Origin of the sequence: Legionella pneumophila subsp. pascullei (genome assembly GCF_900637585.1) — a bacterium.
Lineage (GTDB): Bacteria > Pseudomonadota > Gammaproteobacteria > Legionellales > Legionellaceae > Legionella > Legionella pascullei.
Genome location: NZ_LR134380.1, coordinates 464,311 through 489,489, shown reverse-complemented (window position 1 = coordinate 489,489; position 25,179 = coordinate 464,311). Strand labels below are relative to the sequence as shown.

The window sequence follows — 25,179 nt, the reverse complement described above, 5'->3', positions numbered from 1 at the left end:
ATTTTTATTGCAAAACGATAAATTATTTATAAAATACACATGATCTCATCTTAGAAGGACATTATCATGCAAAAAATAAAATCTGTGAGTCATTTACTTTTTCTATTATTCAAAACATTGGCCTACGGCCTGCCTCTTGTAACAGCTTATTTCATTCTATTTCATTTCGAGAGCATGCTGAATTGGGGAGGATGGCATTCGTTGCTATCAACCCCGGTGAAAGACCCCTCTCATTTCTCCTTGTTGCATCGTTTCATTATTTTATTGATAGAAGCATTGCCCTTATCCATCACCGTTCTAATTTGTCTTCAATTGGCAAAGCTGTTTCGCCTATATGAAGATGGCCATTTATTTGAAGAAGAAAACATTCGACTTATTAAGAAGATTAGTATTTACCTGATATCAGGCGAACTTATACAATTGCTTTATCAACCCTTGATCACAGCAGCTTTGACCTTTACCAATCCGTCTGGTCAGCGTATCGCAAGCATCACCTTGGGAACAGCCAACCTGTCCACGTTAATTACTGCTTTTATTATTTTGATCGCTTCTTGGATTATTAACGAAGCACATAAATTAAAGACGGATGCCTTATTAACCATTTAATGTGAACTTCAGCGTAAGAAAATCAAGAGATTTTCTTACGCTAATCTCAATCAGTTTATATCCCGCTTGTTATTTAAGGAGGTTCAATCGATGTCAATTATTGTTAATTTGGATGTGATGATGGCAAAGAGAAAGTGTCGACTTAGAGATTTAGCCGAAGCAATAGGCATTACTGAAGCGAATTTATCCATTTTAAAAAATGGTAAAGCCAAAGCAATACGTTTTGCGACTCTTGAGGCCATTTGTGCTTACTTGCAATGTCAACCCGGCGATCTTCTTGAGTATCAATCCCTCGAAGATAACCACCTTATCAGAGATAGGGCTTAATCTGAACAAAGATTTTAGTCAGGGGTTACGGTAATGAGTCCGAGCGTGAAGTTTCATATATTTCCCAACCCAATTGTAAAAAAATGCAGATACTTATGAAAAACCCTAAGGTCAAGGCAAAAAATGTTTTTTATGAGGGAGTTTAGATAAACTAAGTGACCGAATTAAAAATTTTTTTAACAATGAGATTGGGATTTTTCGTAAGTCCTGAGTGATCGATATTAAACACATTTTACAATAATCCACCCTAAAGGCTATGGCCTGAAAAACTCATTTCCTGTACTATGGCGACCTTCTTTTTAAAACTAACTACTATCAGGAGATTATGTTGAAAAGGATCTTTTTCTTAATGATTTTTTTTGTCTCACAAACTATGGCTTCAGTATTTACCCATGAAGAGGTTCTAATATTAAAAAAACATTTTTTAAATAATTTTCAACCCAATGGAGCCATCGTAGCCTCACCCTCGCAATACAACCCCAATTATTATTATGACTGGATTCGAGACTCAGCGATTGCCATGGGATTGGTTGAAACATGGTATGAAACCAGCCAATCCTCTCGATATAAAAAACTTTTACTAGAATATGTATCATGGACAGAAAAAATACAGCATCAAACTGATCCTATTGCTGGCCAGGACATATTGGGTGAACCCAAATTTTATATCAATGGCAACCCTTTTGATGGAGAATGGGGAAGACCACAGAATGATGGTCCGGCACTCAGAGCATCTGTTTTAATTCGGTTTGCGCAACAGCTTCTCGATCATCATGAAACAGATTATGTCAAAACACATCTTTATAACAACACCATGGATCCCCAATTCATGGGTACTATCAAAATGGATTTGGAATACATCGCACATCATTGGCAAGATGCAAACTTTGATCTATGGGAAGAGGTTTATGGCCATCATTTCTTCACAGCTATGGCACAACAAAAAGCTCTGACCGATGGTGCGATTTTGGCCCACAAACTTCATGACAGACAAGCTGCTGTTTTTTATGAAATGCAGGCTAACTTAATTAACAATCGACTGAAGCAGCATTTGGACCATCAGAATAAAATAATTCAAGCCACATTATTACCTCACCCCGGTCCTCAAAAAACCTTAGAGCTTGATTCATCCGTCATGCTGGGTATTTTAACCAATCCACAAAAAGAAGGTGTTTTTGCTCCACATCATACCTTTGTGCATAATACGGTAAAGGCTTTGCATGAACAATTTAATTTGATGTTTCCTATCAATAAAAACCGCTCCGGAGCAATATTGTTTGGTCGTTATCCTGGCGATACTTATGATGGCTATCAAACAAACAGCATAGGGAACCCCTGGTTTATCTTGACAGCCACAATGGCTGAATATTATTTTACTTTGGCTAATCATCTGCCGATGAACATCAATAATAAACTTTATATACTGAATTATCTAAAGAAAGGAGACAATTACTTAAGACTAGTAAAACAATATGGCCCTGATCTGAATTTAAGTGAACAAATCAATTTGAATACTGGAGTTCAGCAAGGGGCGACATCCTTGACCTGGAGTTACGTTTCCGTCTTACGAGCTATTCATTTAAGAGAACAATTGGAAAGTAGAATAAAAATTATGGGCTGGAATACTCATTAGGGTTTTATATGGTCAGGTAATACGATAAAGAACAGAATTTGTGCCCGTGTTAGTCAAAATATAACACGGGCATAAGAAGAAATTTTTAATTAACTCGTCGAAGCCAACAAAGAAGATTCTGATTTAGCAGGTACATCATCAACCTCTTCGTCCTCTCTACCTAAAAATCGTAATGGCTTGCCACTCATTATATAAGTTTCTATTTGTTCTAAACTGATATTCTTGGTTTCAGGCATATAAATATAAGCATAAATGAAACCCAAGAAACAGATTACCGCATACAGAGCAAAAGTTATTTCTATACCAAACATTTGATGCAGGATAGGAAAACTAAAAATGACTATCGTATTAAACGACCAATTACTCATCGCAGACATCCCCATACCGGCACCACGGACATGAAGAGGAAAAATTTCTGCCATAGCGATGTGGGGAATAGGGCCCACGCTGATTGCAAAGGAGAAAATATAAACCATTAAACAAATAACTGCTAAATAAGATAACCAGGAAACATGATTAAATGAAAACAGGGATAATGCCAACAAACTCAAACTGGTACCTGCAAAACCCAGTAAGAGTAATTTGCGTCGTCCTAATTTATCGACATACAAAATGGCAATAATAGTAACCAGTAAATTAACTAAACCTATTCCCATTGTTGCTAATATTTGACCTGCCGTGCTGCCCAAGCCTAAATTCTTGAATATTTCCGGCGCAAAATAAATTACCACATTGATACCGCTTAATTGTTGTAAACAAAATAATATGGTTCCTAACATCAACACGGGCAATAAAGGCTTTTGAAACAGAAGTAGCCAGTTGCCTTGTTTTGGCTCGTTCGCCAGTGTTACTTCAATGTCCTTTAATTCCTGCTCGACCGATTGTTTGCCTCTCAATTTTCTTAAGGAGTTTGCTGCTGCATCATGACGTCCAACACTGCATAACCACCTTGGAGACTCCGGCATAAACAAAATCCCTATGGTCAGTAACAAGGCAGGAACAGCACTTGATGCAAACATTGCACGCCATGCTTGCTGTTCTATCAACAAATAGTTCACTGAATAAGAACAAACAATACCCACAGTCAAAGCGAGTTGATAAATTGCAACCACTGCACCTCGTGATCGCACAGCGGCTGTTTCAGCCAGGTACAATGGAGTTAAAACAGAAGCCATCCCAATAGCCAAACCTAGAATTAAGCGAGATAAAATCAATACAGAGATGGATTCAGCGAACCCGGCGCCCAGGGCCCCTACAAAGAACAAAAAACCGGAAAAAGATAATAAAGAACATCTGCCGAAACGTTTTGCGCCCTTTGATGCCATAAATGCACCAATCAACATTGAACCAAATAATGCCCCAAAAGGCAAAGCAGAAGCCATAACACCAATGTGGGTTGCAGTCAGATTAAAATGATTTTTTACCAGTTCCAGAGAACCGGCTATTATTCCCTCATCGTAACCAAATAAAAAACCGGCAATTGACCCAATTATTGCAACGATCCAAGCCATTTTCCCTCCTTGATTTTAAATTCCTTTCCTCTGTCTCTACTCAACACAATAAACTATTTTAACTGGAGCTCTCTTTACATCACGAAATAGTATTTCTTTAACTTGAATGGACTACCCCCTGCGAACATAATTCTCGCTTCTGAGCACTTACAGCCAAACACAACTCTGTAATGAAAGGCCAATTGCGATTTTTTATGGCCTCTTCTGGCACTATCCAAGACCCGCCAACACAAGCTACATTTGATAAGCGTAGATACTCCTCGTAATTCCTGGAATTAATTCCACCTGTAGGACAAAATGTAACTTGAGGAAATACCCCCGATATCGCTTGTAGCATTGGGATACCTCCAGCCGCTGCCGCAGGAAAAAATTTAAAATGGTTATATCCCATCGTCAAGCCTTCCATTAATTCAGAGACACTGGCTACACCTGGAATGAGAGGGATTTCACTTTTCTGTCCTGCTATTAATAATTCCCTGGTTTGGCCAGGACTAATGGCAAATCGAGCGCCTGCAGCCGCCACATCATGAAGTTGGCCAGGAGTAATCACGGTTCCAGCACCAATTAATTCATCTGGAAATGTATTGATCAATAATTCCAGCGCTTTCATTGCCACTGGGGTTCTTAAGGTCACTTCAAGTACATGAATTCCGCCAGCATATAAGGCGTCGGCCAAAGGTATTGCATCCTCTAAGTCATTGATTACAATGACTGGAATGACGGGAGATGCACAAAATATCGTGCCTGGTTGTATTTTCCACTCAGGAAATGACATGAGAGGCTCCTGACAATGATTGTTTCAAACTAACACTCGCACCTAAAATGCCTGGTTGAGTCGCTGCGACAACATAAGTGGGAATTAACGCATTAAAATCGCTAAATCGACCTTTTTCTTCAAATTGGATTCTAAAGTCGCTTTGATGTATCAGGGACAGTAAACGCGGCACAATCCCCCCCGCAATATAAACACCACCAAAAGCGCCATAAGTTAAGGCTAAATCACCAGCAAAAGATCCCAAACTTGAAAAAAATTGGGTTACTGTCTTATGAGCTATGAAACATTCCTGACTCAATGCCATCGATATAATTTGCGCTGCTGACAAAAATTCAGCTTTTTTACTATGATATTCGGCTAAAGCTTGATATAAATTTTCCAGTCCTTGGCCCGATAACAAGCGCTCATAAGAAACATGGGAATATTTACTTTTTAAATAACGATAGATAAACCACTCTTGCTCAGTTTTTGCCCCCCAATCAGCATGCCCCCCTTCTCCTGCAAAAGCACTGTACTGATGTTGGTATGGAATTAAATAAGCAACACCCAAACCAGTACCTGCGCCTAACACCACTCTCACTTTACTGGTGTCCAGATAACCATTACCAATCTGAATTAGATCCTGAGTTGATAAAGCGGGCAAACTCATCGCAATCGCTGTAAAATCATTCATGACTTCCAGAACATCAAGGCTGAGCTTCTGTTTTAACTCAGTTATTGAAAACTGCCAATGACAATTCGTCATAGAAACCAAATCATCGATAACAGGACACGCAATCGCTATCGCAATATGTTTTATTTCTTGCAGAGAATGCCGGGTTTTATAAGTTACTAACGCGGACTCCAGACTAATAAACTCGGCACATGGATAAATTTCGATTTTATCCATCTGCAAATTAACAAGATTTACTCTACTGAAACGAGCAAAAGTGCCGCCTATGTCCGCGACAATCGCATACTGTACTAAATCATGAGACATCATAATAAAACTCATTTCCTTTAAATAGGCTACAAGCTCCCTGTTCTGCCCCAGTAAAATGCAATCTTAAATTACTAAACAACTCTCGTCCCATACCTTGAACAGGGAAATTTCCGCCGACAGCAGCTGGAAAGCGACTGGCCAATTCCTCATCAGAAATTAATAATTGAAGTATCCCTCTTTCACAATCAATCAAGATCATATCGCCGGTTTCAATTTTAGCAATAGCACCCCCATCAACCGCTTCCGGAGTCACATGAATTGCAGCGGGAACCTTACCGGATGCGCCAGACATTCGACCATCAGTAACCAATCCCACATGAAAACCTTTATCCATTAACAAACCAAGTTTTGGCGTTAATTGATGTAATTCTGGCATTCCACACGCTTTTGGACCTTGAAAACGAACAACCACCACACAATTTTTATTTAGCAAACCTTGATTGAATAGATGTTCAAATTCCTCCTGACTTGAGCAAACGACCGCAGGCGCTTCTATCACATATTGCGCATCATAAAGGCTGGATGTTTTAATAATCGCTCTGCCAAGATTACCACTTAAAACTTGCAAACCACCTTGAGGTTTAAATGGAGTAGCAACGGAGGTTAATACCTCAGTATTACTTGAGCTGCCAGGACCATTAACCCAAGCTAATCGACCATCAATCAATTGCGGCTGCTTCGTGTATTTATCCAGTCCAAAACCTACCACTGTGTTGACGTCAGGATGAAGCAAATTAGCCTCTAGCAAGGTTTTAACAAAATAAGCCATTCCCCCTGCTCTTTGAAAGTGATTAATATCTGCCTGACCATTAGGATAAATCCGGGCAATTAATGGAATAATTGCCGATAATTGCGCAAAATCATCCCAATTTACCCAATACCCTGCCATAGCCGCTATCGCGACAAGGTGCATGGTATGATTGGTCGATCCTCCTGAAGCCAATAACCCGATAATACCGTTTACAATATTTTTCACATCAAGCATCTGCCCTATTGGCATATAATCAGGATGTAAATCTGTTAATGACAAAATCTGACATGCTGCGGCTTTGGTTAATTCATTGCGCAGAGGCGTATCAGGATTCACGAAAGAAGAGCCAGGGAGCTGCAAGCCCATCAGTTCAATGACTAATTGATTAGAATTGGCTGTACCATAAAATGTGCATGTTCCAGCCGTATGATAGGATGCCGCTTCCACATCCAATAATGCATTTTTGTCGACTTGACCCGCAGCATACAATTGACGAATTCTTGCTTTTTCCTGATTGGAGATTCCAGAGGGCATAGGACCCGCGGGTACAAAAATAAAAGGCAGATGGCCAAAAGCCAATGCAGCCATTAATAATCCAGGGACTATTTTATCACAAATACCTAACAGGAGTCCTCCATCAAACATGTTATGTGACAAAGCAACAGCCGTAGATAAAGCGATCACATCTCGACTGAGTAAGCTTAACTCCATCCCCGGTTGTCCCTGAGTAATCCCATCGCACATCGCTGGGACACCTCCAGCAAATTGCGCAACCCCTCCTGCGGCAGATATCGCTTCTTTAATCAAATCAGGGTAAGTGGCATAAGGTTGATGCGCTGATAACATATCATTATACGCTGAAACAATGGCAATATTGGCTTTTGCATTACCTCTCAAAATAGCCTTGTCTCGTTTAGCACAAGCAGCAAAACCATGCGCTAAATTTCCACAATGCAAAACACTTCGTTGCGGGCCTATAGTACGAGCCTTCTCAATTTGCTTCAAATAGGCGGCTCTTCTCTCGGCACTACGATTTTGGATATTTGCAGTCACTTGGCTGATTATAGGATGCATTCTTTTTCCTCATCTGTTGGAGCGTACATCACCTGAACATTGGCATCAGGGGCATTCAAAATAGCGCAGATTGGCAGGACTTCAGGGTTGTTAGTTACCATTGCCTGTTCCAGGACAGCCTGTTTTCTTTGACCAACTAAATGTAAAAAAATAGTGCGGCTATTTAATAATCGCCTTTTCGATAAGCTAACTCTCTGGAATAAAGCTGTTCTAGGGTTCACAATAAGTACCGCATTGGCTTTATCATCTAGCCCTGTTCTCAATTCATCACTGCATGGAAATAAAGAGGCGGTATGACCATCTTCCCCCATGCCTAAAATGACTGCATCAAATGTGGGTAGAGAATCAATTTGGCTATTCACCGCATCCAAATAACTTAATGGATCCTCTTTTTCATCAAATAAACTGATGAATTTGGCTTTTTTTGCCATATGTTGCAGCAAAAATTCGCGAACAAGTCGCTCATTACGTTGTGAATCAAAAAGATTGACACAACGTTCATCCGCCAAAGTGATCACTACTTTTTCCCAAGGCAACTCAACTAAAGCCAATGCCTTGAACAAATCCACAGGAGTTTTACCTCCGGAAACAACGAGATAAGCTTGCCCTCTTTGCTTGATAGCATCTGATAAAATGATTCTTAATTTTTCCACCATTCCATGAGCCAACTGTTTGGCATCCATAAAACTATGAAACTGCATCGTGATCACCCCAAACGTGTGCTTGCCCATTAAATAAGCGTATGACTTCCGTTGGTCCCCAGGTACACGCTGGATAGGTGTACAGTGGAATATTATCTTCTTCCCACGCCGATATAATACTATCAATCCATTGCCAAGCTTGTTCAATTTCTTCTCGGCTTACAAAGAGATACTGATTGCCTAACATCACCTCCAGCAATAATCTCTCGTAAGCATCGGCAATTCTTTGTGTTTTAAAACTATGATGGAAATTTAAATCTAACTTCGTATCGTGCAATTCCATGCGTTCACCAAGACCTGGAATTTTATTCATTATTCTAACTTCTACCCCTTCATCAGGTTGTAGGCGAATAATTAACTGATTAGGATACAATTCTTCTTTTAAGGAATGAAAAATATTATACGGCTGTGGTTTAAAATAAATCACCACTTCGCTTTGCTTTTTAGGTAATCTTTTACCAGTAAGCATATAAAATGGGACACCAGACCATCGCCAATTATCAACATAAGCTTTAATAGCTACAAAAGTTTCCGTTTTAGATGCCTGATTAGCACCCTCTTCCTCCAAATAACCAGGTATTTTCTTACCATTGGATAAATTATTGGCTACATATTGTGCCCGTACCGTATGATCATGGACATTGGACTTGTTAATGAAGCGTAGGGATTTCAGTACTTTTAATTTTTCACTTCGGATGCTTTCTGCTGAAAGGCTTAACGGAGGTTCCATTGCTATTAAGGACAATATTTGTAATAAATGATTTTGCAGCATGTCCCTGACTTGTCCCGACTTGTCATAATATTCCCAACGACCTTCAACACCTATTTCTTCGGCAACAGAAATTTCAACACGATCAATCACACGATTATCCCAATTGGTTGAAAATATGGAATTGGCGAAGCGAAGCACTAATAAATTCAAGACGGTTTCTTTACCCAGATAATGATCAATGCGATAAATCTGATCTTCGGCAAAAAAACAAGCCACTTGATCGTTAGTCGCCACTGAAGAAGGTAAATCATGGCCAATAGGCTTTTCCAAAACAACTCGCGATGGTTTTTCTGTTAGATTAAGACGAGCAAGACTGCGACAAGTTTGAGAATAAAGCCCTGGAGGGATTGCCAAATAAGAAATAACCACTCGCTCAGAAGGGTTAACATAGTCCGTTAATTTTTGATAATCGTCTGATTGATTCAAATCAAGCTTGCAATAAGTCAGTTTCTTTATAAAACGTAACCAGACTGCTTCATCAATTTCATCAAATAAAAATTGCTGAATTTTATGTTTAATCAAACCAACATAAGCAGAAAAATCCAGCTCTTCTCGGGCACAGCCAATAATTCTTGTTTTTTCATGAAGCAAGTTAGCTGATTCTAATTGATATAATGCAGGTAATAATTTTCGACAAGACAAATCACCCAATGTACCAAACAAGATTAAATCACAAGGATACTTCGATTCTGCTTTTAAGAGCATATATCATCCTAAAATTACAATAACTATTTCCCTGAAATCTCATCGATTTTACATCACTGGAGTCAAGCGTCAATCAAAATTGATTTTTTTTCACGCTTTCTGTTACTAGACATACTGTAATAGCCGTCTAAAAACAGCAAGACAGCAGGTGATAAAAAAAGATTACAAAGAATTAGCTATTTTTGTCTAAAAATTGCAAAACTTCATTTTTATGCTATATGAAATAAATACAAGCTTGTGAATAGACCTCTAGCATAACCTGCTTATTTTGTTTTAGGGCAAAGCGCAAATGTTTTAAGGAGTGGGGTTTACATGCATTAAATGAGCACCACAACAACGTTTGCAACACAGCAATAAAATAAAAGATACAGCTTAGGCAAGAAGTTTAATAGATAAAATCCTTTTGATTAGGAGAAAACCTATGCTTAACAAGAGATTTTCAGAACGCCTGAATAAAGAATTGGATAGCATTGGAGTACCAGAGGCAACTACAGAACGAATTGAGGTACTTTCTAAACTCATCAAAGTTCCAAAATTTAAAGCAGAGGCTTTGCTTAATGGAATTACAAGTCCAGATGAAGCGGTACTAAAAACATTAGCTCAAGAACTTGAAGTCAATGCCGATTGGCTGATTGGCAAGAGTGACTCCAAATCAGGAGCCCATTAAAAACTATCCATGAAACCTGTGATTCGAACTAATTGGCTTTGCTTTTTTCTCAATGTATTCAATAATTTTTCCTGCCAAATTAATATTTGTTGCTTTTTCTATACCTTCAAGGCCTGGAGAAGAGTTAATTTCTAATACTAATGGGCCATGATTTGAGCGAATCAGATCCACACCAGCGACTCTTAATCCCATTGTTTTTGCGGCACTAACTGCGATTGCCCGTTCCTGTGGCGAGAGTTTCACTTTTACTGCTTTTCCTCCCTGATGGACGTTTGCACGAAACTCCCCATCTTTAGCCTGTCTTTTAACTGCGGCAACTACTTTTTCTCCTATGACAAAACAACGTATATCCGTACCTCGGGATTCTTCAATAAATTCCTGAACCAAAATATTGGCATGCATTTCTTTAAAAGCATTGATGATGCTTACAGCCGATTGATGACTGTCAGCAAGGATGACGCCTTTACCCTGTGTTCCTTCCAATAATTTTATGACCAGAGGAGCCCCTCCGACCATATGAATCAAATCTTCCGTATCATCAGGAGACTGGGCAAAACTGGTTAACGGCATAGGAATCCCTTTACGCGCCAGCAACTGCAAAGATCGAAATTTATCCCTGGAACGCGAGATAGCGATGGATTCATTAAGAGTGTACATACCCATTGTTTCCATATGACGCAATACTGCCGTACCATAATAGGTAATGGATGCACCAATTCTCGGAATAACAGCATCAAAATGCGGTAAAGGTGCCCCACCTCGATAATGTACCTTAGGATTAGAAGCAGCCACGTTCATATAACAATATAAAGGGTTAATAATTTTAACCTCATGCCCCGCAGCCTCTGCCTCCGCCTTTAAACGCTTATGAGAATACAAATGCGGGTTAGTTGCCAATATCGCAATTTTCATGAATTAAACTTTCCTCAGTAATTTCATACTTCAATCTGAACAATCCAAAATAATTTCACTAACTTTCTATTTAATAACGCAAATTTTAAGCATCACAACAGAGCTGCTTTGCAATGAGATAAGCAGCCAAGTTTAGAAAATCGCGGGTTTTAAGCTAAGATAAATGAAATGTCAACAACCCTTACTTAAAGCCTAGATTAAAAATCGCAAATTATCCTCCCTGCTATACCAACAGGGGAGTAATTTTTGGATTCATGCAGCAGTCAGTTGATTAACTAATGCATTCTATATAAATAAAGTCCATTGACATAAATAAAATAATTCAGCTTAGCTCTTGCTCCTGTAGAGGTAAAACAACGAATTACAGGTTAAGATACCAATAAGATATAATCCTTAGCCAAGAGATCCGCATGATGTGGTGTTGTAAAAAATGCATTTAATTCACCTCGAGGATTAAATAGCATGACTGCTCCACTATGCTGTATATCATAATTTTGAGGTTGCGAACTCTCTTTATTGGCAACTTTTGCATAAGCAATGCCCATTTCTTGAGTCATTGATTTAATTGAATCCTCTTCACCTCTTGCACCATAAAATGATTTATGGAATGAAGTGACATAACTACCTAGTTTATCAAGGCTGTCTCTTTGCGGATCAATAGATATCATCACAACTTGGGGTAAATTTTTTACCCCTTTCTTTTCCAGAATTCGATACATCTTTCCAAGCTCTGCCATGGTAGTCGGGCATAGATAACCACAGTTGGTAAAGCCAAAAAATACCAAAGTCCATTGACCCTGTAAGCTTGAGTTATTAAAAACCTTCTGATCTGTGCCTGTCAAACTAAAATGATTAACCGTCCTTGGATTTTCAAGATACGTTCCATGAAAATCAGCAACATTGATCTTCTTTTTAAAATGAAAATTCTGAGAGATATAAATACCAGCCAATAAACTGACCAGGGCCAAAACAGCGATTGTTACAGCGCCTCCTTTTATCTTTGTGTTCATTCTAACCCCTTAAAAATAGTGATCTACTAATAAAAAGACAAACAACAGCATCAGGTACAGAATAGAAAATCGAAATGTTTGCATGGCAACGACTGGCTTATCAGTAAAATACAGTTTATGTGCCCAAACTAAAAACCTGATGCCCAAAACCAAAGCACCAAGCAAATAAATCCAACCACTCATACTCACAACAAAAGGCAAAAGACTGACTACCAGCAATAAAACCGTATAGAGATAAATATTTAATTTAGTGAATTGAATACCATGTGTCACAGGTAGCATGGGAATTTCAGCATCTTGATATTCCTTATAGCGGTAAATTGCCAGGGCCCAAAAATGGGGAGGTGTCCATGTAAATATAATCAATACTAATAACAAGGCTTGAGGATCCAATTGATCAGTAACTGCAGTCCACCCCAATAAGGGAGGCGCAGCTCCGGCTAACCCACCGATAACAATATTCTGTGAAGTAGCTCGCTTTAAATAACCCGTGTAAACACCGGCATAACCAATCAGAGTCACAAAGGTAAGTAACGCAGTTAATTGATTCACAAACAGGATGAGTAGACTTAATCCAGTTGTCCCGATAATGACTGCAAACCATAAAGCTTGCTTGACTGAAACTCGCCCATAGGCTACTGGCCGCTTTTTGGTTCTGGCCATAATCGAATCAATGTGCCTGTCTACCAAATGATTAATTGTAGCGGCGCTTCCAGCACATAATCCTATACCAAGTAAAGTAAATGCAATTAACTGCAAACTTACCCAGCCGGGAGCTGCTAAATACATTCCTACAATTACAGTGAGTAGCATGAGCAATACAACGCGTGGCTTACATAATTCCACGTAATCACGCCAATCCAAAGGGAATCGAGGTGCGCATTCAGTTCGCATGGTCGGCCTCCCTCTCTCTTGTAAAATACAATGCACAAAATGCGACAGCTAATAATAATGCAGCAACGCCATTATGAGCGACTGCGACTTTAAGCGGTAATAGATGAATCACATTCATTATTCCTAAAGTGAATTGAAGCAATACCAACATAGCCATGGTAATAGCGGTTGCTCTTAAATAAATTGAATGCGATTTGAACACGATTATTAATGAAAGAGCCAGTATATAAGTAGCCGTCAATATCGCTCCGATTCTATGAATAAATTGAATACTGGCCCTAACTTCATTCTCAAGTAAACCGCCTTGATAATTAGCGCCTATTGTGGAAAATAAATTAAATCCTTTGGCAAAATGCAACTCAGGAAACCAGACCCCATTACACAATGGAAATCCGATACAAGAAATACCTGCATAATTGGCACTTACCCAACCGCCTAACGCAATTTGCAACAAAATGATTGCAACGCCCAAACGCAGCCAAGGGCGCCATATGGGTGAATCTTGACCATTTAGATGACTTATTTGCAAACGAAAACGACACAAACAGGCGACTATTAACATGCCACCAAGCAAATGTCCCATGACAACTGCAGGCAGTAATTTTAAAGTAACAGTCCACATCCCCAATGCTGCCTGAAATACCACCAGCATGAACAAAGCCAAGGGAAGATGCCAGGGTAAATCTTGACCCTGACGACGCTTGAACCACACCTGGAAAGCAATGAAAAAAATCAACAGGGCTAAGGTTCCTGCCACATATCGATGAGCCATTTCAGTCCAGGCTTTCCTGGATTCAATGGGAAGATCAGGATATTGAGATTGGGCCTTTTGCAAATCCTTTCCTGCTCCTGGAAGCACCATACGGCCATAACAACCTGGCCAATCCGGGCAGCCTAACCCCGCATCAGTTAAGCGAGTATAAGCACCTAACATAACGACAAAAAAAGCCAAAAAAACAGCGAAAGTTGCCGCCAATCGTATTGAACTATTAGACATCAATTTATCCGCTCTTAATTTCAGTTGTATTGAGTAAAAGTTTCAAATCTTTATATATATCACCGGGATTACATCCTGGCCGATAGCTCAGTATGAGGTAATTATCCGGATTTGCTATAAAAATCTTGGCTTCAGGATATAAAATCGCCAGTTTAGACGTTTCAGCTAATGATAAGGAAGCAACATGGATATCTTGCTCTTTCAAAAGGGGTTTTAATTCCTCTGCGATCAACGAGTCTTTGTTGCTTAGAATTAACCATTCATCCACCTGATACAATTTTCTTCCAAAAGAAAGACGAACTCGCCCTAACATATTAAGCTGCTTAAGACATGTCTTGTCACAACCATTAGGATTCCAATAGATAATTCGCCATTTTGCATTAGCATCTAATGGTTTTAGCGCTATCGGTGGAGAAAGCAAAGTTCCTTTATTCACCTTAGAAGTTCCAAGCCAGGAGGGATGTGTATAGAACAAATAAGCAGTTATTCCTGGTGCAGCAAAAATCACTGCCAAGAGTAATAATGTCATGTATTTATATGGTTTTTTCATTTTTCTTCAAATTAAAAATCACAAATATAATCAGAATAACCAATGCCATAGCGAACCACTGTATCGCATAAGCAAAATGCCTTTGCGGTGGCATGGATACTATCTCCCATTCACGTACAAAACCAAAACGCTCATTCTTGTCGAGGCGAATAATAAACGGATAGACCTTTTTTTGCAAAAGTTGTTTCAGTATTTCTTCATCAATGAGTTCAAGAATGGTCACTTTATTTTCCTTTTCTTCAAAACTTGGCCCTAATACCCATTGTTTTTTACTTGGGAAATAAACCGCACCCAATAGTTTAACCCTCCCGTGGGGAGTCTGAACATCGGGGAAAGTACGCCGGGTGATGTCTCCAGAAACCCATCCTCTATCCACCATAACGATGGAATCATCAGCAAGAAGCAGAGGAGAAACAACGTCATAACCAAACTGATGTTGGTAATGTTGATTATCGAGCAAAAATAACTCGGGTAGAAAAGTTCCTTCGAGGCTAATCCTTTGATATTGTTCTGGTAATTTTTGCCCTGGGTTCCAAATTATGGGCTCCTGCTTTGCCAGCGCTTGTTGTGCGGTTATCATTTTAGTTTTTTCATCAGCTCTGTGTATTTGCCAAAATCCAAGGCTAATGAATAAGAAAAAGCAAAAGGCCGCAAGAATACACATTGGCCAATTTGAGGTGAAACGAAAATTAAAACAGGTTAAACTAGGCATCTTTTATCAACTACTCATTTAGTTAGCTAACATTCCCCTGAAGCTAGCAATGCCGGGAGTATAACAAATGTTCACTAAAATCTTCATCATCTTTGTCATGATTCTTATTGTTGCCTCTTTAGCGAGTGGGCTCTTTTACCTCGTCAAAGACACTGATAAATCAAAACGCACAGTCAAGGCGCTCACCGTGCGCATTGCAATTTCATTATCTTTATTTGTTTTTTTATTTATTGCATTCAAATTAGGATTGATTCAACCGCATGGAATTTAACTTTTTAGTTTTTAATCAATTCACGTTGAGAGACATGGTCATGGCTGAGATACTGAGCTATTTTTAAATAGTCATTTCAGCTGTTGACAAGATAAACCCGGTTCCCTGCGCTAATACAAAATCACCTTCAGGAAATCTCTACCTAATCCGCGAGACGACAAACAACGAAAAAATTCCCGGCAAACATCAACAGGACTACGAAAAACTCCAAGATCAAGGCAAAAAATAATTTTAATGAGGGAATTTAGATAAACTAAATGACGGAATTAATAATTTTTTTAACAAAGAGATTAGTGGTTTTTCATCAATACTGACCAAATTGACAGTAACCCAATAAAACTTCGAAATTGCTCAATAAACTATCTATACTTTTGTTGTAACCCTCAAAAGGGATGGTGATCATCATGATGATAGTGCTGTTTTTACTTTATTTCATAATAGGATTACAAATTTTATATAAACCCAATAAAACCATAATATTCCAATTTCTTTTCAGTTTATTCCTTATACTAGTCAGCTTCAATTATCACAGCCATCTGGTGAATTTATGAACAGACAAATGCAATGGCATCTTTTCGGGAATACTTCAGGATTATTGATCATTTGTTGCCTTTTGCTCCTGGCATTTCTGGATCAATTCATCTTTTATGAACTACCTTGTCCTATATGCATTTTGCAAAGAATCTGCTTTGTTGCAGTAGGTCTGTGTTTTGTTATGAATTTAATGTTGGGTATTAGAGCCTCACATTACGGGCTGATGCTTTTGGCAAGTTTTTTGGGATTGTCTATATCAGTTCGGCAAATATATATTCATTTAACACCGGGTGATGCTGGTTATGGCGACCTTCTTTTTGGTTTACATCTTTACACTTGGTCGGCAATCATATTTTTAATCATTATCTTGTTGATTGCTGGGGCTTTAATCCTTGATAAGGGTTTCATGCCAGATTATAAAGTGCGAAGCAAGTCGGTAAAAGTAATGATATGGATGTTTTTTATCTTGATTCTTGCCAATGGAATCAGTACATTCTTGGAATGTGGACCGCACGAATGTCCAGATAACCCGAACAAATATTATTTGCTAAATAATAATTAAGGATCTTGAGGATTTAAAATGCGTCTTTTGTTTATCAGTTTAATTCTTGTCAGCGGATATATACAGGCCGATACAATAAATAATTATATGAATATTGCTAACAATATTCCGCAAATGGAAATGAAAGCAGACCCTCAAGCTCAAGCCTGGGCCAGATCGGCACGTCACGTACTCACGATTACCAGTGAAAGTATTGCTGAAACATTAATCCAGGCGAATGAGGCTGCAAAGACACACGGCAAACCTATTTTTTGCTTGCCACAAGGTGTACAACTTAATTCTTTCGTCATGAACGAACTTATCCAACAAACTTATAAGGAAATATCCAGTCAACAAAGCGACAAAGATAAAATGACTGTTTCCCAAGTAGCTTTATTAGGACTTAGCAAAAAATATCCTTGCGAACCGAGCCCTCAAGAAAAACAAATACAACATGTGGCTTCCCTGTTGTCGCCGCAGTAACTCTTTGCAACAAATCCACGAAATTCTTTATGACTGCTTTTTAAGCCGAGACCATTCATTTAATGGAGTTATTGCTGAGACCGCAAAGCAAATCTAATAGCGCATCAAGCACTATGAGTTGCTTTGCTCATGTTTATAATAAAAACAGCTTTGCTGGTTTTATTATTGATGTCAGTGTTTCTTGTGTGCAATTTTAACGTCTTGATAATTACTTACTAAACTCCTCAAAAGCTTCCAACGCCTCTGCAGCATACATTAATGATGGGCCACCCCCCATATAAACCGCCATACCGAGTGTTTCTAATAACTCTTCTCTTGAAGCTTGCAGTTTCACTAAAGTCTGTGAATGAAATCCTATGCAGCCGGGGCATTGTTTTGCCACAGCCAACGCCATAGCGATTAACTCCTTGGTTTTTTTATCTAGGGCACCGTCTTTCGTCGCTGCCTGTGCCAAAGAAGAAAAACCAGTCATTAACTCTGGCATCTCTTTGCGAAATTTGGCTAATTGTGTAGTGATATCCTTTGTAATATGTGAAAACTTATCTGACATGAGCCTACTCCTTCCTTTTTATAATTATTTCAAGCGCCTCTAATTTACAGCATAATATTGGGATGCAAAAGATGTATTCTTTAATTTAATGTGAGTTATGGATAACATAGGTCGTTCTCTTGAATCGTTCGAGCTTATGCCGTCTCGAAGCCTTGTATGGAACAGGACTTACGAGACGATGCTTAGGCATCTCCTTAGCCCGAACGGACCCTGGATATGGACTGCTTCTTATATAATCCTTATCGATAACTCACGTTAATTTAAGAAGTGGCGTTTTCAGGATATCGCACGATTGAGCGTTTCCTTAGCGAGGGTAAGTCTTTTTTCAACATTCCCTAATTCGGTTTGTAAATGCAAAATGGTTGCAGGATTGGAGCAAGACTTCATTTGTTCCAAAGTTTTTCTCATGGCTTGATGTTGTTCTTCCAGAGCACAGATATCCTTTTCCATGGTTTCAATCCATTGTTGTCTTGTACTAAGCGTTGTCAAATCAAAGGAAACTTTTGTTTCAGGTTTAGTATTCTTTTTGTCCATTTGACATAAAATGACCAAAACATTAATTTTTTTCTGAATACGCTCTGCCAAAAAGCATGCTATTGACTCATCCTTATGCTTGTGTAAAGCATGAATATCATCCCTGATTTCTTTGATACAGGCAGGTCCATTGAATTCTATAACCGAAGAGAATAAGCCTTTAGGCAAGTTATGAATTGAAATTGAAGAGCTCAATCCATTAATCTTCCATTCCAACTCTGGCAATCGTCCAGTTAGTTCTGCCAACAATTCGTCAATATAGCCCATCTTTTGAAAGTTACATAAACAACTACGGTAATTAAAATTAACCTGTCATGTTAATTTAAACAACAGGTTCCAAATCCGCCTCTTTGGATTGCAACCAACTGGTTATAAAAGGAGGAGCACACATAAGCAACAAACCAATAATCAAAGTCAGTTCATAGCGTGTTGCACTGCCGACATTAATCCCCTCTGGAGGAATAAAGCTAACAGCTAAAGTGGTGACCACTCCAATGATGCCTATGCCTGCAACAAACAACATTCCTGCCATACCACCTGGAATTTTAAAAGGTCTGGGATGGTAAGGTTGGCTTATACGCAATTTAATTGCTGCAACAAACATGATCAAATACATCAGCATGTATAATTGAGCCGCCAATGCCGTTAACAGCCAATAGGAACCATTGACACTGGGCATAAATAAAAATAAGGCCGATAACACCGTAACTATGGTTGCCTGGGTGTATAACATCATAGCCGGAGCGCCTTTTCCATTAGTCCTCTGAAATACCTCCGGTAAATTCCCCTCCTCTGCAGCAACTAACAGACCCTTGGTAGGGGCAATGATCCAATTACTCACACCACCAAGCCCTCCCAGAACCAACATAACAGCCACCACAGGCATCATCCAATCCATGTGATATTTAAGGAAAAAGGCAGAAAAGGCTTGCATAATCCCAGCTACCAAATTGATATCCTTTTGTGGGAGTACTACTGCAATCGCTAATGAACCTAAAATCAAAGTGCTCAGAATGATCCCTACAGAATAAACCAGAGCTTTAGGAAAAGCATGTTGGGGATCCTTGACATCATTGGCATGAACAGTCGCAATCTCTATCCCGCAAAACGACAATATGATGGCGGTTAATGAAACCCACATGCCTTTATCTGATAAATGCGGAACAATACTTGGCATGTCAAAACTGATTTGTAACGGGTTGCCTTGAACTATCCAAACAGCTCCCAAACCAATGATCAAAGACATGGGCAATAATAACCCTGCTAAAGAGCAAATATTACTGAACATGGCAGATGATTTCATACCGCGCAAATTCACAATGGTTGCGCCCCAAAAACAACTGACAATGACTGCCCAAAGGAAATAGGGATTGGTAGTTAGAGAGGGATCAATGAGATAACCTATTGTTCCTGCAACAAACGATAAAATCGTGGGATACCAAATCACATTTTCTATCCATTGCAGCCAAATGGCTAAAAACCCTGATTTTTTCCCAAAAGCTTCTTTAACCCAGATGTAAACCCCACCCTGCCTGGCCCATCCAGAAGCTAACTCTGCCGAGACCAATGCGGTTGGTATAAGGAAGAATAAAGCACCCAGAATAAAATAAAAAATCAATTGACTCCCAAATAATGCAGTAGCTGGCAAGTTACGGATACTGTCCACAGAGCCAACGGTAATCATAGTCAAGCTAAATATGGTGAGAGAATGTTTTTTATTGCTCATTGTATTCCTTCAGTGAGGACTATTTGGAATCAAAAGTTTATTATAAAGAAATAAGCTTAAGGAAACCTTAATAATCGAATAAAAAATAACCAAATATACCCCTTAATATACTGACCTATAAAATTGACCCAACAGAGGTTGAGAATTTTCATTTCAGTACAGGTCCGATGCGAAAACATCATATGATGTTATGTCATGAAAAACCAGTATTCTGTATATAAAATTAATAACAAGAATCTTTATGACGCACATTACATGGTTTGTTTACTAAAAATTATCCTATTTCAAACTTAAGTTGGGTTGCTGTGAAGGATAGGAAATAGTTTTCCCTCCCCTCTGAAACAATGTACCTTTTGCCTTAGAAAATTTAAATTGACGAGAAGTCGAAGCCTCTTGCACACAAGCTTCTTTTTCCAATCGCTCCTCAATCATTTGGATTGCAAGGGTGTTCTCGTTTTTAATAGCGTGGTCAAGTGCAGTCAAACCTTCATTGTCTTTCATAGTAAGAGATGCGCCTTTTGCAAACAATAAATTAAACAATTTTCTATCATTCGTCACCACAGATTTTTTACAGGCGTACATGAGTGGCGTTCTCCCCTTGCTGTCCTGGGGATCAATTTTAATTCCACGTATGTTCAATAGATCTTCGACTATGCCACTACCGCCATACCGACAAGCAATATGCAGCAAAGTAGAAGAATCACTTTTCCGCTTTTGGTTGACTCTATGTCGAGAAGTGCTCAGCATGGCACGTACTACCTCTCTTCTTCCTAAATAGATGGCAGTAACGATAGGCGAATCATCACTTAGCCGTTGTCGAGAAAAAATTGACCACCCAGAGTAAATACATTTTTTTACAGAATTCATATCACCCTGAGTAGCTGCCATGGAAAAAAAAGCCAATCGTTCAGGATAAGATGTTTTGGTTCTGACTGGGAACACAGGAAATACATTATGCAGCGCTCTTGACAGTTTTTCTTCAGGATGAATGGAAATAAAATCGGTATTCACGGTCAATCGACTTCCCTGAAGGTTCTCGGCACAAACACGATACAATTCTTTAACCAGGTTTTGTGATGAAAACTCAAAGTAAGGTTTATTTTTGTCTTGTTGGTATAAATCATTGATGTTAATAAACCGCCAAACATTACCCGCCAGTTTAAATCCCATAGCGTGATCTGCAGTACTGATAATGACTGCAACATCCTCTCTAATACCTGTTCTTTTTAATAATTCAAGATACTCTGTTGCTTCATCCTGATGTAAAAAACTGTGTGTTTTATAAAAAATGTGCTTTGCAATGGAAGAATCAGCATTTATGGCTTTCAAAATGGAGTTAATATCAGGCTGCCATACCAGTTTTCTGTATTTCTCCTTATATAGCAGGGGGTCTTGAGCGATACAAATTTTCTTTCCTAACTGAGGCAAAGTTTCAATGATTGCCTCGTCATTGCTTAATAATTGTTTACTTTCTTTCTTTTCTTCAATTTGTTGTAACGTTTTAGGTAAATCAAACTGATGGGTTCGTAAATGGTGCAATTGGCGGTAAAAAAAAGATTCCTTACCCTGAGCCACCGCTAATGCCCAATTAAGAGTGAAGCCATAACAGACCCCCTCAAACTTAGGATGACCTAATTTTGTTAAGACATCCGTAATACCATCATGAGTTAACTCCCTGGAATCCCGATTTTTTGAGATCTGAGAAGGAGAATACGAAAGGAGCTTGGGTATGAGTTGATACACGACCAAACCGCAAACTAACACGATACAAATTAGAACAAAAATCATATCCCTTGAACCAGATGCTATCCATAATGAATTGAGTATAAAATTAACCCATAAAATAAGTCGAGGGGTTCGGGGTTAAATTTTCTTCAAAAAACTGGGTAATACCAGAAAAGCAAATAAAATCATCCATGCTTTATAAATAATAAAAAATTACCCGGATCATGGATTTCATCTCCGGGTAATTCAGGGTTACAAATCTGTCATTAAGACTAATCTTTAAAACAAGCCACTAGATTTATTGTGACCACTTTTCTCATAACAGGATTTAATATACTCAGGAACCCAATATTCTGATCCATCACAAGGTTTTGCTCCTGAATCATCAATAATTTCCAAAGAAGCTCCTGCTTGAACCAATAATTTAATGGTTTCTTTATCTCCTCTTTTAATCGCATAGTGTAAAGGCGATTTACCAGACTTGTCTTGAATATCGACAGAGGCGCCAGATTTAACTAATAATCTTGCACAATCTAAATGCCCCTGCATCACAGCCCAATGAAGTGCTGTGTATTGATTCCCAGTTTTATCTTTTTTATTTAAATCAGAAGTTGACATTGATGCAATCAACACTTTCAATTCAAACAAGCGACCCCAAGCTGCTGCTCTGCGTAATGCTTGATCAAAAATAGGTGACGTAGTTTCACCACTCTTGCGAAGAGACATACAAACGCTGATGCATTGTTTATGTGATTGCGTCGTTTTAGGTTTTCCAATAAAGCTTAAAAGCTCACCAGCAACAGTCCCGTTTGCTTTTGCAATGATTTTTTTATTCATTTCACCCAAACGACTGGTAACCGAAGACATGCTCAGTAAAGTTTTAATTTCTTTTACTTGGCTTTCTTTCAATGGTTTTTCTGCAAAAAGCAAATTGGACAAGTCGATAATTAATTGCGGCATGGAACCAAATAGTGTTGTATCACTGGAACAAATCGATTTCACTGCAATTAAATAAGAAGCCACAAATTGGGTATTATTAGACATTGTCTGATAATACGTTAATTTACCATCCTGCATCGCCTCAATAGAACTCATAACCCCTGTGGAAACAACCAAAGGACCAGAAGACTTTGAAACCATGTTTCGCATTAAACAATTATCGACCGAATCATGGAAGAAAATCTGAGGCACTCCTAGTGATACCGAACTGCCTTTGTACTGTAGACTATGCAGAACCATTTGAACTTCTTTTGATTGTTTGGCATATTCCCCCACCAAGACATACTGCCCCATCCCGGTTAAAGACATGTATTGATTCATTAAATAGACGTCATCAATCCCATGTACAGCGGCAAGATACATAAACCCATACTCTCCGCTTGGTATTTTTTGTGATTGTGTGGAGTTCATCTCCGGTAATTCATCAACTTTTGGCAATGATGGTAATCCTAATCGATCATCACCTAAACCTACACTTTGCATTAGAGAATCGTCTTCGTCAAAATGCTCGTAAACATTAGGCTGATCACCTTTATGACTTATATACAGCCAGGATTTAGTATATTTATCGCCTTTTGCTATTGCCTTTTGGTTAGCAGCTCCAATAAATAAAAACTTGCTGTCAGGAGAGAGAACTCGCTTCAGAATATCACTTGGCGCATATTTGCAGCGGTTGGCTTCAATGAAAGCCACCACTTTATTATCTACCGAGTCAAATAATTCCAGGGCACATAAGCCTACGCTGGTCCCTTCAATCATTACACGGCCATCAACTGCTTTGCCATAAAGGCTTTCAAATCTTGCAATTCCATCCAAAGTAGAGGTTAAAACCACATCGATATCATCAGAAGTTTTTTCTCTAACTAAATCTTTGGCAATCTGCCCAGCCAGAGCAAAATCGCCTTTAGCAGTTGAATTAACACAATTAGCATACACCAGGATTATTTTAGTCATAACTTTCACCACATCCAGATACAAACTGTGCAAAATAATAACTAAATATCATTAAGAAAATATTAAGAGAAATAAGCAAATTGATTTTTTTATTAGCAAATAAAAAAGCGAGATAAATGCTTGTTGAAAATAAACCTTGAAAAATAGGGATAATGTATTTTTAATTGAACTGCTTTTTATGAGGATTTATGAAAAAACCTTAAAATCAATAGCTTATTCTATATTTTTCAATTTTCGTGTTGGTTATGTATTACTGTTACCTCACCAGAAAGTATCAGTAAAAAGAGAGAAATGGAAATGGGACAAGTCAATACAAATCGAAAGCCTAGTTGTACAGCAAATCCGATATCCTCGAAGCAACAGAGCAATTATGGCAATTCGTTGATAGCACTTCTTATTTCTTCTTAAGAAAACCTTAATGTTAATGTTTTAAACTATGGGGCCAAAATATAGACAACTGCTTTTTGTAAAAATCATTGGAGTCCTTTATGCCTAAAGCATTTACCCATTTGTGTAAAAAAGTCAACCTCAGTTTATATAACGATACATTGACTGTCTACCCTAAATCATCTGTACTGCCAAAACCTATTCAAATACGTAGTGAGCTTGATCTTCTCATGGTTCTGTTGTTTTCTAAAATGGATTGCAACAGCGCTCAGGTTGATCAGTTTTTTATGATGCGTTCGAATGAACTTGGTGTCTATCGCTTTATACATCGTGATGATCATGATCATGATTTGTATCATCAAGATGAGTTTAGCATGGATGAGAACCATTACCATGCACAATTTGACAAGACTATTGACGAGAGTAAATTGGAAAACATTCTGGGAATACTAGAAAAACATTCTCTTATTTCATCCGAAGAACACACCAGCTTTATCGAAGCCTACCATAAAGCCAATACTCTCCCCGAAGATATGCCAAAACTGGAAACAACTCTGCCCAGTCCTTTGCCTGTATCCTCTCCTTCGGTTCACACAACTAAAAAGCAACCTGTTGTGAAAGAAAAAGAAGTAGATACTCCAACAACTTTCGCAGGGCTAAGAGTAGGATTTTTCCTTACGTCGACAACAACAACAAAACCTTTATCCAAACCTCACGATGATGAGAAGAAAACTGGAATGAATGGATATGGATTCCATTAATTGATATAGTTTGGTTAACCATAGTGAAGACCGTTCTATAGGTTTACTGTATGGCAATTAATGGTGATTTATCCAAAACCTGAAAAACTGTAGAGTAACTGATTACATTACTCTACAGCTTCTAATTACAAAATC

General features: G+C 38.6%; 26 protein-coding genes. 9 read left to right on the top strand and 17 right to left on the bottom strand.

From position 1 onward, the window contains the following. Window positions 1–66: 66 nt before the first annotated feature. From EL201_RS02250 to EL201_RS02240, 3 genes are all read left to right on the top strand, one after another. The gene (locus EL201_RS02250; RefSeq protein ID WP_027223501.1) at window positions 67–606 is read left to right on the top strand and encodes a DUF2975 domain-containing protein; all 540 of its coding nucleotides are present in this window, start codon (window positions 67–69) and stop codon (window positions 604–606) included. A gap of 90 nt (window positions 607–696) precedes the next feature. Next, the gene (locus EL201_RS02245) at window positions 697–933 is read left to right on the top strand and encodes a helix-turn-helix domain-containing protein (RefSeq protein ID WP_027223500.1); all 237 of its coding nucleotides are present in this window, start codon (window positions 697–699) and stop codon (window positions 931–933) included. Window positions 934–1,282: 349 nt separating this feature from the next. Then, entirely contained in the window at window positions 1,283–2,566 is a 1,284-nt protein-coding gene (locus tag EL201_RS02240; RefSeq protein WP_027223499.1) for a glycoside hydrolase family 15 protein, read from the top strand. Window positions 2,567–2,655: 89 nt separating this feature from the next. On the opposite strand, the gene EL201_RS02235 is transcribed toward EL201_RS02240, so the two are convergent. The 6 genes from EL201_RS02235 to zwf all read right to left on the bottom strand — a co-directional run bounded on the left by EL201_RS02235 (window position 2,656) and on the right by zwf (window position 9,837). Then, window positions 2,656–4,077 (bottom strand): sugar porter family MFS transporter, encoded by a 1,422-nt coding sequence (locus EL201_RS02235; protein ID WP_027223498.1) that lies wholly within the window; start codon window positions 4,075–4,077, stop codon window positions 2,656–2,658. A gap of 97 nt (window positions 4,078–4,174) precedes the next feature. Then, the gene (locus EL201_RS02230; protein ID WP_027223497.1) at window positions 4,175–4,852 is read right to left on the bottom strand and encodes a bifunctional 4-hydroxy-2-oxoglutarate aldolase/2-dehydro-3-deoxy-phosphogluconate aldolase; all 678 of its coding nucleotides are present in this window, start codon (window positions 4,850–4,852) and stop codon (window positions 4,175–4,177) included. Then, window positions 4,839–5,834, bottom strand: coding sequence for a glucokinase (gene glk / locus EL201_RS02225; protein WP_027223496.1), 996 nt, complete (start codon window positions 5,832–5,834; stop codon window positions 4,839–4,841). Before glk ends, EL201_RS02230 begins: the two co-directional genes overlap by 14 nt. Next, window positions 5,821–7,659 (bottom strand): phosphogluconate dehydratase, encoded by a 1,839-nt coding sequence (gene edd, locus EL201_RS02220; protein ID WP_027223495.1) that lies wholly within the window; start codon window positions 7,657–7,659, stop codon window positions 5,821–5,823. Before edd ends, glk begins: the two co-directional genes overlap by 14 nt. Next, entirely contained in the window at window positions 7,647–8,360 is a 714-nt protein-coding gene (gene pgl / locus EL201_RS02215; RefSeq protein WP_027223494.1) for a 6-phosphogluconolactonase, read from the bottom strand. Before pgl ends, edd begins: the two co-directional genes overlap by 13 nt. After that, window positions 8,347–9,837, bottom strand: a complete 1,491-nt coding sequence (zwf, locus tag EL201_RS02210) for a glucose-6-phosphate dehydrogenase (protein WP_027223493.1) — start codon at window positions 9,835–9,837, stop codon at window positions 8,347–8,349. The genes pgl and zwf overlap by 14 nt, the downstream gene beginning before the upstream one ends. A 421-nt stretch (window positions 9,838–10,258) precedes the next feature. Between zwf and EL201_RS02205 the strand changes: the two genes are divergently transcribed. Then, window positions 10,259–10,504 (top strand): hypothetical protein, encoded by a 246-nt coding sequence (locus EL201_RS02205; protein WP_027223492.1) that lies wholly within the window; start codon window positions 10,259–10,261, stop codon window positions 10,502–10,504. A gap of 3 nt (window positions 10,505–10,507) precedes the next feature. Here EL201_RS02205 and rimK read toward each other — a convergent pair whose 3' ends face one another. From rimK to EL201_RS02175, 6 genes are all read right to left on the bottom strand, one after another. Further along, a complete protein-coding gene (gene rimK, locus EL201_RS02200) occupies window positions 10,508–11,416 on the bottom strand; it encodes a 30S ribosomal protein S6--L-glutamate ligase (protein ID WP_010946163.1) in 909 nt (302 codons plus the stop codon). Window positions 11,417–11,784: 368 nt separating this feature from the next. Further along, a complete protein-coding gene (locus tag EL201_RS02195) occupies window positions 11,785–12,426 on the bottom strand; it encodes an SCO family protein (protein ID WP_027223491.1) in 642 nt (213 codons plus the stop codon). A 9-nt stretch (window positions 12,427–12,435) separates the two neighbouring features. After that, the gene (cyoE, locus tag EL201_RS02190; RefSeq protein ID WP_027223490.1) at window positions 12,436–13,320 is read right to left on the bottom strand and encodes a heme o synthase; all 885 of its coding nucleotides are present in this window, start codon (window positions 13,318–13,320) and stop codon (window positions 12,436–12,438) included. Next, window positions 13,310–14,317, bottom strand: a complete 1,008-nt coding sequence (locus EL201_RS02185; RefSeq protein WP_027223489.1) for a COX15/CtaA family protein — start codon at window positions 14,315–14,317, stop codon at window positions 13,310–13,312. The genes cyoE and EL201_RS02185 overlap by 11 nt, the downstream gene beginning before the upstream one ends. A gap of 4 nt (window positions 14,318–14,321) precedes the next feature. Then, on the bottom strand, window positions 14,322–14,867 hold the full coding sequence (locus EL201_RS02180; protein WP_027223488.1) for a redox-active disulfide-containing membrane protein: 546 nt from the start codon (window positions 14,865–14,867) through the stop codon (window positions 14,322–14,324). Next, complete coding sequence (locus EL201_RS02175) at window positions 14,851–15,579, bottom strand: SURF1 family protein (protein WP_027223487.1); 729 nt, start codon at window positions 15,577–15,579, stop codon at window positions 14,851–14,853. Before EL201_RS02175 ends, EL201_RS02180 begins: the two co-directional genes overlap by 17 nt. Window positions 15,580–15,646: 67 nt before the next feature. Here EL201_RS02175 and EL201_RS02170 point away from each other — a divergent pair, with 67 nt between their 5' ends. The 4 genes from EL201_RS02170 to EL201_RS02160 all read left to right on the top strand — a co-directional run bounded on the left by EL201_RS02170 (window position 15,647) and on the right by EL201_RS02160 (window position 17,408). After that, on the top strand, window positions 15,647–15,850 hold the full coding sequence (locus EL201_RS02170) for a twin transmembrane helix small protein (protein WP_011213058.1): 204 nt from the start codon (window positions 15,647–15,649) through the stop codon (window positions 15,848–15,850). A 392-nt stretch (window positions 15,851–16,242) separates the two neighbouring features. Next, on the top strand, window positions 16,243–16,401 hold the full coding sequence (locus EL201_RS15980) for a DUF5993 family protein (RefSeq protein ID WP_414843016.1): 159 nt from the start codon (window positions 16,243–16,245) through the stop codon (window positions 16,399–16,401). Next, window positions 16,398–16,946, top strand: coding sequence for a disulfide bond formation protein B (locus tag EL201_RS02165; RefSeq protein WP_027223486.1), 549 nt, complete (start codon window positions 16,398–16,400; stop codon window positions 16,944–16,946). Before EL201_RS15980 ends, EL201_RS02165 begins: the two co-directional genes overlap by 4 nt. Window positions 16,947–16,964: 18 nt before the next feature. Further along, window positions 16,965–17,408, top strand: coding sequence for a hypothetical protein (locus tag EL201_RS02160; protein ID WP_027223485.1), 444 nt, complete (start codon window positions 16,965–16,967; stop codon window positions 17,406–17,408). Window positions 17,409–17,616: 208 nt separating this feature from the next. Here the strand turns inward: EL201_RS02160 and EL201_RS02155 are convergent, their stop codons facing one another. The 5 genes from EL201_RS02155 to ankY all read right to left on the bottom strand — a co-directional run bounded on the left by EL201_RS02155 (window position 17,617) and on the right by ankY (window position 23,929). Then, on the bottom strand, window positions 17,617–17,958 hold the full coding sequence (locus EL201_RS02155; RefSeq protein ID WP_027223484.1) for a carboxymuconolactone decarboxylase family protein: 342 nt from the start codon (window positions 17,956–17,958) through the stop codon (window positions 17,617–17,619). A gap of 276 nt (window positions 17,959–18,234) precedes the next feature. Next, on the bottom strand, window positions 18,235–18,759 hold the full coding sequence (locus EL201_RS02145) for a primosomal replication protein (RefSeq protein WP_027223483.1): 525 nt from the start codon (window positions 18,757–18,759) through the stop codon (window positions 18,235–18,237). Between the two features lie 55 nt (window positions 18,760–18,814). Then, window positions 18,815–20,218: an amino acid permease gene (locus tag EL201_RS02140; RefSeq protein ID WP_027223482.1), complete on the bottom strand. Its 1,404-nt coding sequence runs from the start codon at window positions 20,216–20,218 to the stop codon at window positions 18,815–18,817. Window positions 20,219–20,497: 279 nt separating this feature from the next. Beyond that, entirely contained in the window at window positions 20,498–22,006 is a 1,509-nt protein-coding gene (gene ankG, locus EL201_RS02135; RefSeq protein WP_027223481.1) for a Dot/Icm T4SS effector AnkG/AnkZ/LegA7, read from the bottom strand. A gap of 216 nt (window positions 22,007–22,222) precedes the next feature. Then, window positions 22,223–23,929: a Dot/Icm T4SS effector AnkY/LegA9 gene (ankY, locus tag EL201_RS02130; RefSeq protein ID WP_027223480.1), complete on the bottom strand. Its 1,707-nt coding sequence runs from the start codon at window positions 23,927–23,929 to the stop codon at window positions 22,223–22,225. A gap of 443 nt (window positions 23,930–24,372) precedes the next feature. On the opposite strand from ankY, the gene EL201_RS02125 reads away from it, so the two are divergent. Continuing rightward, window positions 24,373–25,044, top strand: a complete 672-nt coding sequence (locus EL201_RS02125; RefSeq protein WP_080273282.1) for a hypothetical protein — start codon at window positions 24,373–24,375, stop codon at window positions 25,042–25,044. Window positions 25,045–25,179: the final 135 nt, after the last annotated feature.

Coding starts and splice junctions, on each gene's coding strand:
- EL201_RS02165 (WP_027223486.1), top strand. CDS start 16,398: ATGAACAGACAAATGCAATGGCATCTTTTCGGGAATACTTCAGGATTA.
- EL201_RS02175 (WP_027223487.1), bottom strand. CDS start 15,579: ATGCCTAGTTTAACCTGTTTTAATTTTCGTTTCACCTCAAATTGGCCA.
- EL201_RS02240 (WP_027223499.1), top strand. CDS start 1,283: ATGATTTTTTTTGTCTCACAAACTATGGCTTCAGTATTTACCCATGAA.
- EL201_RS02245 (WP_027223500.1), top strand. CDS start 697: ATGTCAATTATTGTTAATTTGGATGTGATGATGGCAAAGAGAAAGTGT.
- EL201_RS02155 (WP_027223484.1), bottom strand. CDS start 17,958: ATGTCAGATAAGTTTTCACATATTACAAAGGATATCACTACACAATTA.
- EL201_RS02205 (WP_027223492.1), top strand. CDS start 10,259: ATGCTTAACAAGAGATTTTCAGAACGCCTGAATAAAGAATTGGATAGC.
- EL201_RS02140 (WP_027223482.1), bottom strand. CDS start 20,218: ATGAGCAATAAAAAACATTCTCTCACCATATTTAGCTTGACTATGATT.
- EL201_RS02185 (WP_027223489.1), bottom strand. CDS start 14,317: ATGTCTAATAGTTCAATACGATTGGCGGCAACTTTCGCTGTTTTTTTG.
- EL201_RS15980 (WP_414843016.1), top strand. CDS start 16,243: ATGGTGATCATCATGATGATAGTGCTGTTTTTACTTTATTTCATAATA.
- edd (WP_027223495.1), bottom strand. CDS start 7,659: ATGCATCCTATAATCAGCCAAGTGACTGCAAATATCCAAAATCGTAGT.
- cyoE (WP_027223490.1), bottom strand. CDS start 13,320: ATGCGAACTGAATGCGCACCTCGATTCCCTTTGGATTGGCGTGATTAC.
- ankG (WP_027223481.1), bottom strand. CDS start 22,006: ATGATTTTTGTTCTAATTTGTATCGTGTTAGTTTGCGGTTTGGTCGTG.
- glk (WP_027223496.1), bottom strand. CDS start 5,834: ATGATGTCTCATGATTTAGTACAGTATGCGATTGTCGCGGACATAGGC.
- pgl (WP_027223494.1), bottom strand. CDS start 8,360: ATGCAGTTTCATAGTTTTATGGATGCCAAACAGTTGGCTCATGGAATG.
- EL201_RS02235 (WP_027223498.1), bottom strand. CDS start 4,077: ATGGCTTGGATCGTTGCAATAATTGGGTCAATTGCCGGTTTTTTATTT.
- EL201_RS02170 (WP_011213058.1), top strand. CDS start 15,647: ATGTTCACTAAAATCTTCATCATCTTTGTCATGATTCTTATTGTTGCC.
- EL201_RS02250 (WP_027223501.1), top strand. CDS start 67: ATGCAAAAAATAAAATCTGTGAGTCATTTACTTTTTCTATTATTCAAA.
- EL201_RS02160 (WP_027223485.1), top strand. CDS start 16,965: ATGCGTCTTTTGTTTATCAGTTTAATTCTTGTCAGCGGATATATACAG.
- zwf (WP_027223493.1), bottom strand. CDS start 9,837: ATGCTCTTAAAAGCAGAATCGAAGTATCCTTGTGATTTAATCTTGTTT.
- EL201_RS02195 (WP_027223491.1), bottom strand. CDS start 12,426: ATGAACACAAAGATAAAAGGAGGCGCTGTAACAATCGCTGTTTTGGCC.
- EL201_RS02230 (WP_027223497.1), bottom strand. CDS start 4,852: ATGTCATTTCCTGAGTGGAAAATACAACCAGGCACGATATTTTGTGCA.
- rimK (WP_010946163.1), bottom strand. CDS start 11,416: ATGAAAATTGCGATATTGGCAACTAACCCGCATTTGTATTCTCATAAG.
- EL201_RS02145 (WP_027223483.1), bottom strand. CDS start 18,759: ATGGGCTATATTGACGAATTGTTGGCAGAACTAACTGGACGATTGCCA.
- EL201_RS02180 (WP_027223488.1), bottom strand. CDS start 14,867: ATGAAAAAACCATATAAATACATGACATTATTACTCTTGGCAGTGATT.